Genomic DNA, 14,300 nt, shown 5'->3' with positions numbered 1-14,300 from the left:
TTAAAAAGTTAGTTGAAGTCCAAGGTTAAACGTTCTTAACGATGGGTAGGCACTACCATCTGTTTGTCTACCACCACTTACACCAATTTGACTTCCTCCTTGATTGATACCATTGTTGTTAAGCGTACCGTTATCAATATCCAGTGTTTCCGGATCAAATGGGAAATCGGTGAATGTCAAAAGGTTGGTTCCAGAAGCGGAAACCCTGATGTTCTTAGCACCAATCTTTTTGGCGATGTCTTCATCAAAGCTATAACCAAACTCCAAAGTCTTTAAACGGATGTAATCCCTAGTAAGTAGGTATCCATCAGTTTGTCCTGAGTACCATTGGTCACCCCTGTCAGCCAATCTTGGTAGTGGGGCATTAGGATTGTCCAAGGACCAAGCTCTATCGCGAACGTCACGTTGTACGTTGGCAAGCGTACCAGACATAAAGGACCACTCGTAGTTGATGTAACCACCAGCACCACCGGCCCAGTACATGTTAAAGTCGAAATTTTTGTAGTTCAAGGCAGTGTTGATACCGTATTGCGTATCTGCAAAGGCACTACCTCCAGTACGACGCTTATCGGCATCGGTAATTCTACCATCACCGTTAAAGTCCACAACTCTAGCATCTCCTGGTTTTAGGATAGGCGCTACATCGCTATAATCCAAGGTCTCGGCGTCAATCTCTGCTTGTGTACGGAAAACTCCGTCAAAATCATAAAGCAATGGACGTCCAATTTCTCCACCAGTTTGTCTTTGCCATGGTCTGTCTGCCAAGGTTGGCTCGTCAAAGAATACCAACTTGTTGTTGGAATCACTGAAGTTGACAGTTACGCTATAGCTCAATCCAGAATCAGTGGCTCCGTTGTACCCAATTGAGAAATCAAAACCTTTGTTCTCAAATTCCCCAATATTAACGTTTGGAGGAGTAATTCCACTATAATCTGGCAATGTCAAGTTTGGCCTTGTAAGGATATCTTCCCTGGTGTTGATGAAATAGTCAAAACCAACGGTAAGTTTATTATCCAAAGCCTTTAAATCGAAACCAACGTTGGTTGAGGTCGCGGTTTCCCATGTTACTGCTGGGTTCGCCACTTTGTTTTCCCTAGCGGTGGTCACTACGCTTTCAAGACCTGTAAAGGATAGTTCGTAGGAAGCGTTGAATTGGTATGGATCTACGTTGTCGTTACCCATTTGTCCCCATGAAGCTCTTAACTTGAAAAAGTCTAACCACGGTACAGATTTTTGGAAGAAATCTTCTTCAGACATCACCCAACCGGCAGAAGCCCCTGGGAAAAATCCAAATCGTGTGTCCCTTGGGAAAAGATCGGATCCGTCATATCTAAACAATAGCTCCAACAAATACTTGCTCTGGTATGCATAGTTCAAACGTCCGTAGTAATTTAAACGCGCACGTTCGAAGGCACTACCTTGGCTAAACTGTCCGTCTGTCCCACCGAAATCCAACTGGGCAAGGTCGCTGGACAGGAAGAAACGCTTGAAAGCCCTAGTAAAGCTCTGTTCGTTTTGTTCTTTGGTAACCCCACCAAGAATTTTCATATAGTGGTCTCCAAAATCTCTTTCGTATGATGCATTAAGGGTTGCAGTGAAATCTGTACGGTCGGTAAGATCTTCTGTCAAACTTGGATCTCCAGGACCTCTTTGGGCTTCGGTAAGACCGGAAGAATCCCTGTTTTCACCATCCCATGTAAATAGCGTCCATGGTCTGTTCCATTGCGAACGCTTGTAGCTAAACCTATCGTAGGAAACGTTACCTCTAAGTTCCAAACCTTCAACACCTGGTACTTGAAGTGTAAGACCGATGTTACTTTGAGTATAGGTACGGCTGTGATCGATATAACCTGGACCTTCGGTTACCCTTACTGCAGGGTTGTTTCCGTTTTCAATATCTGGGCCAAACTCTCCAGTTGGCCAGTATGCTGGGAACCAAGGATATTGTCGGATAAGGTCTCCGATTACATTTTCCCTTGTAGCGGTACGGTTGTCTTCTTGTCTACCGTATAGTCCCACATCGAGTTTCAAATACTTATTGATGTTTGCATCAAGATTCAAACGTAGGTCATACATTTCAAATCCTTTGGGAGCTCCATTAAAGTTGATCGCTTGGGTAAAATGTCCCAAGGAAGCCAAATATCTCACGTTTTCAGAACCACCTGAAATTTGGATATTCTGACGGGCAATAGGAGCATCCTTGCGGTGCAGTTCCTCAAACCAATCCGTGTCAGGATATAGCCAAGGGTCGTCACCGGCTGCGGTATTCTCAATTCTTTCTGTTGAGAAGGTTGGGTTTACCACTTCCCCATTATCAGAACGGGTATATGGAGCACCTCTACCGGCGTGGGCAGCATCCCACTCTCCAACAGGTAATTTGTAAACGTTCAATACGTTAACCAAATCCATGTACTCTGCACCAGATAACATTTCTGGTAGCTCGGTAAAACTTTGCCATCCATAGTTGGTGGTAAGCTTAACCGTAGGAGCACCTGTTTTACCACGCTTGGTGGTAATCAGGATAACCCCGTTTGCCGCCCTTGCTCCATAAATTGCAGCAGAGGCATCTTTCAAAACGGAGATACTTTCAATATCCGCTGGGTTGATTCTCGCTATTCCACCAGCCCGGTTAGGAATACCATCAATAACCACAAGTGCGGAGGAGTTTCTAAAGGTATTTGTTCCTCTAATCCTGATGGCACCGGTATCAGATCCTGGTTGATTGCTACCTGTATCCACAAATACACCTGCCACTTTTCCTGAAAGGGCAGAGGTAAGGTTTGGAGAAGAAGACTTTTCAAGGGTCTCTCCTGTAGCAGTGGCCACGGATCCTGTTAATGTTTCTTTTCGCTGCGTACCATAACCTACAACAACAACCTCATCCAAGCTAGCGGCATCTTCTTGCATGACAACGTTGATCGTGGTGTTGGTACCTACCAAAATGGCTTGGGCTTGCATCCCTAAGTATGTGAATTCCAATACTTCGCCAGTGGCAGCTTTAATGGCATAGTTTCCGTCAAAATCGGTTTGGGTACCAATAGTAGTTCCCCTTACCACAATGTTTACTCCAGGTAATGGAACATTTTCTGAATCGGTAACCGTTCCTGAAATATCCAATTGTACAGGTTCAATTTCGGTTTTTTCAATGGAAACCTTTTGCTGTACTATCGATTTTTTCGGTTCCAATCGCAGCACTATCTGTTTTCCAACAATTTCATATCGTACATCAGTATTCTTAAAGAGAATATTGAGGATTTTCTCGATTCGACTTTTGTTGACCTTTACAGATACTTTGCGATCCAGGTTGATTTCGGAGTTCATGTAGAATACTTTGAACTCGGTTTTTGACTTTATTTCATTAAAAACCTCAGAAACACTCACATCTTTCATGTCGAGTGTAACCTTGGTCACTTGCGAATAGCTGCTGGCATTGATTTTAAGCAGAGCCGCTATTAGAAAAATAAATGTCAATCTCATCTTTAAGTCAATTTTAGGAAAGAATACCTTCTTCCCTAAAAAACACGAATAATTATTCATAATTTTGAGTTGATTTAGATATTTTGTTTGATTATTTAAATTGTTTGCTAATCAGGGAATGTTGCCGCATTTCCTGATTTTTTTTGGTCATTTAGGTTGTTTCTGCATAGGCGCTTTTTTGTTTGAGTTATGGGTTAATTGTTATACTACTTCCGTCTACTTCGTATACAAAAGGCTTATGTTTACTAAAGGTTCTTAGAATGTCATCAACACTCTCAATATCAAAGTAACCGGTATATCTATTATCGTTTATTGCGGTATAGTTATTTTTAATGGCCACATCGTAATGTCTTTCCAATCTCTTGAGCACATTTTCAAGGCGTTCGTTCTCGAAAACCAAAATTCCATCTATCCAGGCGATATAACCAGATACATCAACAGATTTTCTTAGCAGTTGTCCGTCCAGACCTATGGAAGCTTTTTCACTCGGCTTTAATACAAACTCATTGGTTTCAGAATTATCGTTTTGAACCCCAACCGAGCCTTCTACGAGTACCACTTCCTGCACATCGTCCCCTTCATAACTGTTTACGTTGAACTTGGTTCCATAAACCTTGGTGGTCAACCCATTGGTGTTTACGATAAACTCACTTTCCTTGTTTTCCGCTACTTCAAAAAATGCTTCTCCATCCAAATAGACCTCCCTAGACATCCCATCCAAGAATTTTACTGGATATTTTAAGGTAGAACCGGAATTCAAGTGAATTTTACTACCATCGGATAGCACGATATTAAAACGCTTTGAATAGGGAATGTACAAAGTGTTATAGGCCAGATTATCCTCTTCGGAATTGGAATATGATATGCCGTCCCCGTCCTTTTTTCCCAACACCTTGCCATCTGCATTCAAAATTTCCTGGGCCCCATCACTTTTTATGATCTTCTTTGTTCCATCGCTAAGTTCCAGTACAATTTGATCGGCGGGAAGGTCATAATCCACTTTCTTTGGGTTCAACAGACTTGCAGCAATGGTCAAACCAATAATTAAGACTGCGGCATACTTAAGATTGGAAACAATTTTCCTCTTAATCTTGAGCTTCCGCAATCTTTGCTGAACCTTTCTCCATGCTTCTTCCTTATCTCCATTGACCTCCATGGATAGACTCCATATTTTTTTGAGTTCAACGAATTCGAACTTGTTTTTTGGTGAAGCATCGATCCAGTCAAAAACAATTTTGATTTCTTCTTCGGAAGCTTTTCCGGAAAGATATTTGTTAATCAGTTTGTTATCCATCTGTAATTTTTCGGATTTGAAGTCGCTTTAAGTGGTTTCTTTTCCGATTATTGCTTGAAATAGGTTAAAAGTCAGAAGGGCGGAGCCCGCCCCCCTGAAACTTTTAACTAACTCAAACTAACTTAAAAAACTTCAGAGTACGCTAAACCTTGATGTTTGATATTAGTACACTTAAGTCTCTTTTAACCCTATATCGGAATGCTGTTTTTTTTGTTTTTAGCTAAAAAATACCAAAAGAATTATTGTCATGTAATTGGAAAGGCTGTGTTTAAGACTTCTCATGGCCCGCGTCATATTGGCTTCGACAGCTTTGACTGAAATGCTGAGTTCTTCTGCAATCTCTTGATTCTTTTTGTTGTCAAAACGGCGCATGCTAAACACGCGTTTGCATCTTTCTGGGAGCTTTTTAATTGAGGTTTGGATCAACGTTTCCAGTTCAGATAGCGTAGCGCTGTCAAATTCCATGGAATGAAGCACATCCTGGTTTATTTGTCTTTCCTTTTTTCTTAGGTATTGATCGGAGTATTTGTGGACCACCTTTTTATGACGGATTAAATTTAGGCAATTGCTTTTGGCAGAGGTATATAAAAAGGAACGGACTCCTTTGGGTTCCTTGACTTTTTCCCTATTGACCCAAAGATTGACAAATGCATCCTGGGCAACATTTTTGGATTCGTCAAGATCTCCTAGAAATTGCATACTGAATCCAACAATTTGATCATGATACAGGTCAAAAAATGACTTGAAAGCGGTTTCGCTACCCTTTTTAAACTGCTGGAATTGATATTCTTCGTGTTCTATAAGCCTACGTTCCATGGTCCTAAAGTTTTTCTGGCGGTCTGGTTTGGTAATTTACCTCTACACAATAGTTTGATTTTTATTTATAATAATTGACATTTTAATTAGATAAAATGTTCGTGCTCTCGTTCTAAATTATCGATCATTACCTCGGTGATTTTTGGTAGGTTAAATTGGGGCTTCCAGCTCCAATCCCTCATAGCTTCCAAGTCTTGTATACTCTTGGGCCATTGGTCCGCAATCTCCTGTCTATGATCCGGTGCATATTCTATTTCAAAATCAGGATACTTTTCCTTTATGGAAGCAGCAACCTGGGCCGGTGAAAAACTAATGCCGGCAATATTATATGATGTCCTTACCTTGATATTTTCCCTTGGGGCCTCCATAAGTTCAAGGGTCGCCCTTACCGCATCATCTATGTACATCATGGGCAAGGTGGTTTCCCTATCCAAAAAGCAGGTAAAAGATTCACCGGCCACGGCCTTGTGATAGATTTCAACAGCATAATCCGTGGTGCCTCCCCCAGGTCTGGACTGGTATCCAATAAGTCCAGGATATCGGAGGGATCTGACATCCAACCCATATTTATAAAAATAATATTTTCCCCAATTTTCTCCTGCGGCCTTGCTCAAGCCATACGAAGTCAACGGATCTAATAAAGAATTGTTTGGGGTGTTTATTGGGGGGGCGCTTTCCCCAAATACGGCTATGGAGCTTGGATGAAAGACTTTCTCAACATTATTTTTCCTTGAGGCCTCCAATACGTTCAACAAGGCTCGCATATTGATTTCCCATGTATTTAATGGGTTACGTTCCCCATTGGCAGATAAAATGGCCGCCAAGTGATAAATCTCTTTTACATTGTATTTGAGAATTACTTCCTCCAAACGATCGGAGTCAGTTACATCCAAATACTCAAAAATACCTGTGTAGGATGCCTTTTCCCTTAAATCAGAAGCAATCACGTTCTCCACTCCATACTTAAGTTGGAGAGATTCGGTCAATACCGTTCCGAGCTGTCCATTCGCTCCGGTTATCAGAATTGATTGGTGCATTGAGGTTGTTAGCTAGTTAAGTGTTTGTTACTACCAAATTTATATTAAACCACTTAATTAATTGTAAATTATGCCAAAAAACATTATTATTATTGCATAATCCGCATTTATCACTTTTTTTTACTTTACATGAGTTAATTTAACATTTGTTAACAGTAAAGATTATTGAAGGTTTTATGGACAAACTTGATAGTACCGATATCACAATTCTAAGAATTCTTCAGAAAGATTCCAAAAGGACGGCCAAAGAGATTGCGGCGAACCTCAACCTTACCGTTTCTCCCGTTTACGAAAGAATAAGACGTTTGGAGAAGCAAGGCTACATTAGAAAATACGTGGCCTTATTGGATAAAAATCGGGTTGGATTGCCCGTTACTGCCTTCTGTCAGGTGGCCATGCGGTTTCACGAATCCTCCTTTATAGAGAAGTTTGAAGAGCAAATCCGAAATATCGAAGAAGTCCAAGAATGCTTTCACATGGCGGGAAAGGTTGACTTTTTCCTAAAGATCAACACTGAAAGTTTGGAGGCATACCATGACTTTGTAAAATACAAACTCTCTAAATTGGAGAACATAGGGGAATTGAACAGTACCTTTGTGTTGAAGGAAATCAAACATACATCTGAATTTGATATTTAAATCCTGATTACATTTATAGGATATATAAGGTATCAGTATTCCTCGCAAGTTGGTTTTTGCGGGGGATTTTATTTTGGGAATGTCGGAGGTGCCAAAAATCTATGATTTTCCACAAACAGGTGCGGATAAAATTATCAAAAACTGCTGTGGTATAGCTGATCAATACAATAGGCATGATTGCAACAGAATATAAGGGAAATAGAACCTTCTCGGTGGTGGACAAAGAAAATGAAGAGCCATCCCAGGACGAGGTGAGGATTAAGGTGGCCTATACCGGTGTATGCGGTACCGATGTGCATATTTACCACGGAATGATGGACAAAAGAGTGAAAACACCCATGACCATAGGTCATGAAATGTCTGGTACCATAGATGCCATGGGCCAGAATGTTACTGGATATTCCGTGGGCGAAAAAGTGGTGGTGAGACCTTTGGACGATCGGGGGGCAAAACCTTCGGATAAAGGCTTTAACCACATTTGCGAAGACTTGAAGTTTATCGGTATAGATAGCCCGGGATCCATGCAACAATATTGGAACGTCCCTGCTTTTACCTTGCATAAACTCCCAACAGATACCGATTTAAAATTGGCTGCCTTGGTAGAACCGCTATCCGTGGCCGTGCATGATGTTAGATTAAGTGGGTTGCAATCCGATGAAACAGCGGTAGTCCTCGGTGGGGGGCCAATTGGACTTTTGGTAGCCTTGGTGGCCAAGGAAACTGGGGCGAAGGTGATTATTTCCGAGGTGAATAAAAACCGAATTGCCAAAGCCAGGGAATTGGGATTTACGGTTGTGAATCCTGCGGAAACGGATTTGGTGCAATATGTAAGGGAAAAAACAGGAGGACGATTAGCCGATGTGGTTTTTGAAGTTGCTGGGGTACAACCTGCGTTGGACGTGATGACGGAGGTGGCCGGAATAAGGGGTCGCATTGTTATGGTGGCCATTCACGGTCAAAAAAAAGAAGTTGATTTGTTCAAGTTCTTCTGGAAGGAATTGAAATTGATAGGTGCAAGGGTATACGAAAAAGCGGATTATGAGAAGGCCATTGCATTGGTCACATCCAACGAACTACCTTTCGAGGCCATGATTACCGATGTGCAGCCCCTAACACAGATCCAAAAAGTTTTTGAAAATATTGATAATAACCCCGACGGTCTAAAAGTATTAATGGACTGTCAATTATAAAACGTAAAAAATATGGGTGTTTTAAACACATTCAGTCTTGAAGGGAAGGTGGCTTTGGTAACGGGTTGCAAGCGTGGAATAGGAAAAGCGATGGCCATTGGTCTTGCAGAAGCAGGCGCCGATATTATAGGAGTGAGTGCTACTTTGGAGCTGTCTGGAAGCGAGGTTGAAAAGGAGGTAGTTGCAACGGGAAGAAATTTCAAGGCCTATAATTGTGATTTTAGTGTTCGCAAATCCCTGTACGAATTCATAGCCAAGGTAAAGTCCGATTATCCCAAAATAGATATTCTGGTGAACAATGCAGGTACCATTTTAAGGGCTCCCGCAGCAGAACATCCGGATGCGTATTGGGATAAGGTTATCGAAGTGAACCAAAATGCGCAGTTTATACTGACCAGGGAGATTGGCAAGGAGATGGTAAACCGGGGATCAGGGAAAATAATCTTTACCGCTTCGCTATTGACCTTCCAAGGTGGGATAACTGTCCCTGGCTATGCGGCCAGTAAAGGAGCTATTGGCCAGATGACGATGGCGTTTTCCAATGAATGGGCAGGAAAGGGGGTCAATATAAATGCCATTGCTCCGGGATATATCAGTACAGACAATACCGAGGCCTTGCGAAACGATCCCAATCGGGCCAATTCCATCTTGTCCAGAATTCCTGCAGGCCGATGGGGGAACCCCGAAGATTTTGCTGGCCCGGTAGTCTTTCTTGCTTCCAAAGCCGCAGGCTATATGCATGGGAGCATCCTTTTGGTAGACGGCGGATGGATGGGAAGGTAAATTATAATGAAGTCAGCCAATAGCTACTTAAAAAATGATTCCGGATTGGGTAATACGAAATAAAAAAACCTGCAAAGCAAGGGTTTTATTATTATCTGATCGGAATCTTAACCCCAATTCGAAATTTCACTCAGAGTCATGGTTTTGACAGTTTTTCCTTCTCGGGCCGAATCATGGACAAACTATGATTTAAAATTATATAAGTATTCGCCCAGAAAATTCTAGTTTTAAACTGTCCTATCTATTGCGAGAAGGTCGTATTCAAAAAATGTCGAATTTAAAGTGGTCTGAAAAAGGAAAAGGCTAGGTGGTCATAGGATTAAGACATTCTATTAATAAAATGGATATGAATAAAATAAGAAATTACCAATGCAATGGTGCATTAACGCTTGTAAGAAGTATTACTGCAACACAAATGATGCTTATTGTAGTATTACTCTTTACAGCATCCTTTAACAAAACATATGCGCAGGAAGTTTTATTGGAAGCTGAAAGCTTTGATGAAAAAGGTGGGTGGTTCATAGATCAGCAGTCTATGGATGAAATGGGCTCACCTTATCTTATTGCTCACGGTATAGGAAATCCTGTAAAAGATGCGACCACTACTGTGCGTTTCCCTAAAAAAGGAACATATAACGTATATGTGCGTACTCGAAACTGGACTGCACTTTGGTCCGATAAAGCTGCTGGGCAATTTCAGATTTTGGTAAATGGAAAACCTGTACCAAAAACCTTTGGTGTGAGTTCGAGAGATTGGGATTGGATACCAGGAGGAAAGGTTAAGATTAAAAATGTCAACGCAACAATTACTTTGCGGGACCTGACTGGATTTGATGGAAGGTGCGACGCAATTTATTTCACGCGGGAAAAAAATAGTCCGCCCCCCAATGATATTAGCAAGTTGTACGCTATGAGGGTGAGGCTATTGGGATTGGAGAGATCACCAAAAACGAATAGCTATGATTTTGTAGTTATAGGAGGTGGAATGGCAGGTACTTGTGCTGCTATTTCTGCAGCAAGACTGGGAGTTAAAGTGGCTTTGGTCCAAAACCGTCCAGTTCTCGGTGGAAACAACAGTTCCGAGGTAAGAGTGCATTTGGGAGCAAGAATTAATCTACAACCGTATCCAGCATTAGGGAATCTTGTCAACGAAATAGGTCCATCACAAGGAGGGAATGCGCAGCCGAAAGATTATTATGAAGATGACAAAAAGCTAAAAGCTGTTCTCGCTGAAGAAAATATTTCATTGTTTTTGAACCATCATGCCAATCAGGTGAAAATGGAGGGAGACAAAATTGTAAAGGTTTTTGCAGAAAATTTGGAGACAGGAGAGAAGATAGGGTTTGAAGCTCCTCTTTTTGCAGATTGTACTGGAGATGGTACTATCGGCTTTCTTTCTGGAGCCGAGTTTATGTCTGGAAGGGAGAGCAAGGCAACCTTCAATGAGCCAACAGCTCCGGAAGTGGCTGATAATCTGACAATGGGAATCTCCGTGCAATGGTTTTCAGAAAAAATGGATGAAGCCATTGGTTTTCCTGATATAGATTGGGGGCTGCCTTGGAGCGAGGATAAATCTTTTGCAATGACAAGGGGTGACTGGGATTGGGAAACAGGAATGGGAAAAGACATGGTCAGGGAGACGGAGTTCATTAGGGATTATGGACTACTCGTCGTTTTCTCAAATTGGTCCTACTTAAAGAATAAATACTCAAGGAAGGAAGAGTTTTCCAATGAGAGATTGAAATGGGTCGCTTATATTGGAGGCAAGCGAGAATCAAGGAGATTGATTGGGGACTATATCCTTACGGAAAATGATATAACAGAACAAAACTTTTTGTCTGATGGTACCGCTCCTTCTTCTTGGACTATCGACTTGCACTATCCTGATGAGGAGAACAAAGAAAAATTTAATGGAGAGGCTTTTCGGTCTATCGCAAAGCATATCAAGATTTACCCTTATCCTATTCCGTTTAGATGCCTTTACTCTAAAAATGTGAACAATCTAATGATGGCTGGAAGGGATATTAGTGTTTCCCACGTTGCACTGGGAACTGTTAGGTTGATGAGAACTGGGGGCATGATGGGAGAGGTCGTCGGCATGGCAGCTGCTGTAAGTAAGGAACATAATGCTACGCCGCGACAAATATATGAAAGTCACTTTTCTGAATTGGAAGTGTTGATGGAAAAGGGTGTAGGTAATCCAAACCTTGAGAAAATACAGAACTACAATTTAGGAGGAACGTTATTGGAGTCTGAAAGAAAACGATGAAGGTAGCCCAGTTTTTATTTCTAATACTTACTTGTGCATTAATCCTCAGCTTTATCGGGAACGAGCAAAGTGATATTTTACATTTTGAAATAAAAGAAGTTAGGGATAAGGAGGGGTTGCTGGATAAGTACGAGACGTATATCAGAACCCCGGTCTGTGAAGATGATAAATGCTACTTAGTAGAGATTATGTTCTATTGGGATGTAATGGGGAGGTATGTGGGTTACGATACAATTCCTGGCCAACAACTTACCAAATTGGACCATATCCCGTTCACTCACGAGGATTATCAAAAACTAGGTCGTTTACTTAACGATGGGGCATCTCCAATTGGTAATTATAGCAAAGAGGAACTGACTAAGGATTCGCGTGAATCAGAAATAGATGGATTCTCGGGGGCCACAATTCAGGAAATTAAAGAGCAAGTCATTAGTGGAGGGGTATATTCGTGCCACACCTTATGGCATATTGCCCATAAAGGAGAGATAATCGATAGTTTAAAATCTAGGACCAAAGCCTTATTGACCAAACCACTCGTAAAAAAACTTGTAAAACTGGATGATCAAGATGTGAATTATTTTCTAATCAATTCTTTTAAAGATGAAGAATTCGACCTCTATATGCCCGAGGTGTTTTTGATGATGAAACATGCAAAAGGATATTTTGTCAAGAATACAGTTGAAGCCATGCCTTCAAATGTGATTCAGGACAGTCTGTCCCAAACCTATTTTGCTTCAGAGTTCAAAGAACTCAACTATTTTAGTCAAGTGGCGTTATTGAAAAAGTTAAAACCCGATATTCTTATCACGGAAATGAAAAATGTGCTCAAGGATGCATTAAGCGATAATAATTCAATCAAAAATGAATTGATAAAAAAGTTAATCAAGTGATAAAAGAGAGAAACTTACTATCTATTTATGCACGGAGCACTTGCTGAAAAGGTCAAGCGAAACCAAAAATTGAAAAATAACAGGGAACTTATGATGGTCCGGTCGTACGGAAGACTCAACCTGATCGGTTTGCAGGTTGCCAGGTCATGAAAGCAAATCAAAATAGGTTGACGATTTGTGAACTTTTAAATCCAAATAATTACAACCAAAATGATGTCCTTAAAAACATAAAACCCTGCCAATTATGTATTTAGCAGGGTTTTGATTTGTTTGATATCCTTTTCAGTGACCTGACTGGGGCTCGAACCCAGGACCCTCTCCTTAAAAGGGAGATGCTCTACCAACTGAGCTATCAGGTCTTGCTCAATGTGCAACACAAGTTACTCTAAGCGGGTGCAAATATAATATCAATAATCTATTTTACAAGTTGATTTAATGATAAATTTTCGTTTTTTTGAAATCGAATTTATTTCTGAAGAATGAAAGTAGTTTTGGTAGGTTATATGGCAAGTGGAAAGTCCTCTGTGGGTAAGCAACTTGCGCAAGAATTGGGACTGGAATTTGTAGATCTTGATGAATACATTGAGGCGCAACAACAAAAATCCATCAAGGAGATATTTAAAGATAAAGGTGAGATTTTCTTTAGAAAATTGGAGCATAAAATGTTGCTAAAGATCTTGACCGAAAAAGAGACCTTGCTCCTGTCAACAGGAGGAGGTACCCCATGCTATAGTAACAACATGGATACAATCCTGGAACACTCCGACCAATCCATTTACCTTCAACTACCGGTTTCGGCTTTGGTGGAACGCATTAAAGGGGAAAAGGATCAAAGACCCTTGGTGAGGGACCTCAAAGATGGGGAACTGGCGGAATTTGTAGGGAAGCACCTTTTTGAACGCAGACCGTTTTACTCGAAATCAAAGTTTATTTTGGACTGCTATAACAAATCCATAGCGGAACTTGTCGAAGAAGTAAAACAGGAATTACTCTAAATAAACTGCGTTGTTTCGCGCTTCGAACTCCACCCGGACATGCTCGTTCAACGAGGTGGACAATGATATGCCTTTGTAGTCGGCCTTAATGGGGTATTTCTTGTGGTTCCGGTTTACCAGTACCGCAGTTTTCAGCTGCTTTATAGGTGTTTTTAGAAAATGGTGCACCCCATAGATCAAAGTGGTACCAGAATTGAGCACGTCGTCCACCAAAACAATCGATTTGTTGGTGTACCCCTCTTCTGGAATTGAGGTAACAACCCCGCTCTCCAAAGGATTTTTTTTATCCATTTTCATTTTGCAGAGCACAATATCAGCTTCCGTGATTTTTTTGAGCACGTTGGCTATTTTCTTGGCCAGGTTAAGACCGCCACCCTCAATACCGGCAATAACGATTTCCTTTTCGGTAACGTTGGCCTCATAAATCTGGTAAGCTATTCGCTTTACCTTGTGTTGTATTTGATCGTGGGTAAGAATGCGGTTCAACATAGAACTGGTTTTGAGCAATCAAAGATAAAAAACAGATCATTCTGATTCATCCAAATACCCTTCAATGTCTCTTCTATCTTTTTTGGTGGGTCTGCCTTGCCCTTTTTTTCTGTAATGGTCCTTGGCAAATTTTAAGAGTTCGTCGTGCTCAAAGGCTTCTTTTGGGGTGGTATCCTTTCTGTAGATATCCACCAATTTAGCGCCCACACGGCTCGTAGGGATGTCCAAAACTGTTAGTTGGTAATCAATTTGGTTTTTCCGCAGGACAATTTCATCCATTGGGTATACCTCCCGGGATGCCTTGACCACATTGCCGTTTACCCTAACATGTCCTTTTTTAACAGCATTTGCGGCAACGTTTCTGGTTTTGAAGTATCTAATACACCAGAGATATTTATCAATGCGCATAAACTCTGCAAATC

At 41.2% G+C, this 14,300-nt stretch carries 12 protein-coding genes and 1 tRNA gene; 6 read left to right on the top strand and 7 right to left on the bottom strand.

Features of this window, described 5'->3' with window-relative positions:
* The 4 genes from M3P07_RS15380 to M3P07_RS15365 form a co-directional block, all read right to left on the bottom strand.
* On the bottom strand, positions 1-3,477 hold the full coding sequence (locus M3P07_RS15380; RefSeq protein ID WP_249970820.1) for a TonB-dependent receptor: 3,477 nt from the start codon (positions 3,475-3,477) through the stop codon (positions 1-3).
* A 187-nt stretch (positions 3,478-3,664) separates the two neighbouring features.
* Positions 3,665-4,771 carry a FecR family protein gene (locus M3P07_RS15375; RefSeq protein WP_249970819.1) on the bottom strand — a complete coding sequence of 369 codons (1,107 nt, stop codon included), beginning with the start codon at positions 4,769-4,771 and terminating at the stop codon, positions 3,665-3,667.
* Positions 4,772-4,987: 216 nt separating this feature from the next.
* Positions 4,988-5,587, bottom strand: coding sequence for an RNA polymerase sigma-70 factor (locus tag M3P07_RS15370; RefSeq protein ID WP_249970818.1), 600 nt, complete (start codon positions 5,585-5,587; stop codon positions 4,988-4,990).
* Positions 5,588-5,673: 86 nt separating this feature from the next.
* Positions 5,674-6,624: an NAD-dependent epimerase/dehydratase family protein gene (locus tag M3P07_RS15365; protein ID WP_249970817.1), complete on the bottom strand. Its 951-nt coding sequence runs from the start codon at positions 6,622-6,624 to the stop codon at positions 5,674-5,676.
* A gap of 146 nt (positions 6,625-6,770) precedes the next feature.
* On the opposite strand from M3P07_RS15365, the gene M3P07_RS15360 reads away from it, so the two are divergent.
* From M3P07_RS15360 to M3P07_RS15340, 5 genes are all read left to right on the top strand, one after another.
* Positions 6,771-7,262, top strand: coding sequence for an Lrp/AsnC family transcriptional regulator (locus tag M3P07_RS15360; protein ID WP_249970816.1), 492 nt, complete (start codon positions 6,771-6,773; stop codon positions 7,260-7,262).
* Positions 7,263-7,435: 173 nt separating this feature from the next.
* Complete coding sequence (locus M3P07_RS15355) at positions 7,436-8,452, top strand: zinc-dependent alcohol dehydrogenase (protein ID WP_249970815.1); 1,017 nt, start codon at positions 7,436-7,438, stop codon at positions 8,450-8,452.
* Positions 8,453-8,464: 12 nt separating this feature from the next.
* On the top strand, positions 8,465-9,235 hold the full coding sequence (locus M3P07_RS15350) for an SDR family NAD(P)-dependent oxidoreductase (protein WP_249970814.1): 771 nt from the start codon (positions 8,465-8,467) through the stop codon (positions 9,233-9,235).
* Between the two features lie 346 nt (positions 9,236-9,581).
* The gene (locus M3P07_RS15345) at positions 9,582-11,504 is read left to right on the top strand and encodes an FAD-dependent oxidoreductase (RefSeq protein WP_249970813.1); all 1,923 of its coding nucleotides are present in this window, start codon (positions 9,582-9,584) and stop codon (positions 11,502-11,504) included.
* Entirely contained in the window at positions 11,501-12,394 is an 894-nt protein-coding gene (locus tag M3P07_RS15340; protein ID WP_249970812.1) for a hypothetical protein, read from the top strand. Before M3P07_RS15345 ends, M3P07_RS15340 begins: the two co-directional genes overlap by 4 nt.
* 286 nt (positions 12,395-12,680) lie before the next feature.
* Here the strand turns inward: M3P07_RS15340 and M3P07_RS15335 are convergent.
* A tRNA-Lys gene (locus M3P07_RS15335) sits at positions 12,681-12,753 on the bottom strand.
* Between the two features lie 120 nt (positions 12,754-12,873).
* Here M3P07_RS15335 and M3P07_RS15330 point away from each other — a divergent pair.
* Positions 12,874-13,389, top strand: coding sequence for a shikimate kinase (locus tag M3P07_RS15330; RefSeq protein ID WP_249970811.1), 516 nt, complete (start codon positions 12,874-12,876; stop codon positions 13,387-13,389).
* Here the strand turns inward: M3P07_RS15330 and M3P07_RS15325 are convergent.
* Both M3P07_RS15325 and M3P07_RS15320 read right to left on the bottom strand, forming a co-directional pair.
* Positions 13,381-13,878, bottom strand: coding sequence for a phosphoribosyltransferase family protein (locus M3P07_RS15325; RefSeq protein ID WP_249970810.1), 498 nt, complete (start codon positions 13,876-13,878; stop codon positions 13,381-13,383). The genes M3P07_RS15330 and M3P07_RS15325 overlap by 9 nt on opposite strands.
* A 36-nt stretch (positions 13,879-13,914) precedes the next feature.
* Entirely contained in the window at positions 13,915-14,286 is a 372-nt protein-coding gene (locus M3P07_RS15320; protein WP_249970809.1) for an RNA-binding S4 domain-containing protein, read from the bottom strand.
* Between the last annotated feature and the right edge of the window lie 14 nt (positions 14,287-14,300).

This window comes from Flagellimonas myxillae (assembly GCF_023502235.1).
GTDB classification, from domain to species: Bacteria; Bacteroidota; Bacteroidia; order Flavobacteriales; family Flavobacteriaceae; genus Flagellimonas; species Flagellimonas myxillae.
This window is presented reverse-complemented; position numbering and strand designations above follow the sequence as displayed.

What these genes read in the sequence shown, in the direction of transcription:
- M3P07_RS15380 (WP_249970820.1), bottom strand. Translation starts at nt 3,477, where the DNA reads ATGAGATTGACATTTATTTTTCTAATAGCGGCTCTGCTTAAAATCAAT.
- M3P07_RS15325 (WP_249970810.1), bottom strand. Translation starts at nt 13,878, where the DNA reads ATGTTGAACCGCATTCTTACCCACGATCAAATACAACACAAGGTAAAG.
- M3P07_RS15330 (WP_249970811.1), top strand. Translation starts at nt 12,874, where the DNA reads ATGAAAGTAGTTTTGGTAGGTTATATGGCAAGTGGAAAGTCCTCTGTG.
- M3P07_RS15320 (WP_249970809.1), bottom strand. Translation starts at nt 14,286, where the DNA reads ATGCGCATTGATAAATATCTCTGGTGTATTAGATACTTCAAAACCAGA.
- M3P07_RS15365 (WP_249970817.1), bottom strand. Translation starts at nt 6,624, where the DNA reads ATGCACCAATCAATTCTGATAACCGGAGCGAATGGACAGCTCGGAACG.
- M3P07_RS15345 (WP_249970813.1), top strand. Translation starts at nt 9,582, where the DNA reads ATGAATAAAATAAGAAATTACCAATGCAATGGTGCATTAACGCTTGTA.
- M3P07_RS15350 (WP_249970814.1), top strand. Translation starts at nt 8,465, where the DNA reads ATGGGTGTTTTAAACACATTCAGTCTTGAAGGGAAGGTGGCTTTGGTA.
- M3P07_RS15375 (WP_249970819.1), bottom strand. Translation starts at nt 4,771, where the DNA reads ATGGATAACAAACTGATTAACAAATATCTTTCCGGAAAAGCTTCCGAA.
- M3P07_RS15340 (WP_249970812.1), top strand. Translation starts at nt 11,501, where the DNA reads ATGAAGGTAGCCCAGTTTTTATTTCTAATACTTACTTGTGCATTAATC.
- M3P07_RS15370 (WP_249970818.1), bottom strand. Translation starts at nt 5,587, where the DNA reads ATGGAACGTAGGCTTATAGAACACGAAGAATATCAATTCCAGCAGTTT.
- M3P07_RS15355 (WP_249970815.1), top strand. Translation starts at nt 7,436, where the DNA reads ATGATTGCAACAGAATATAAGGGAAATAGAACCTTCTCGGTGGTGGAC.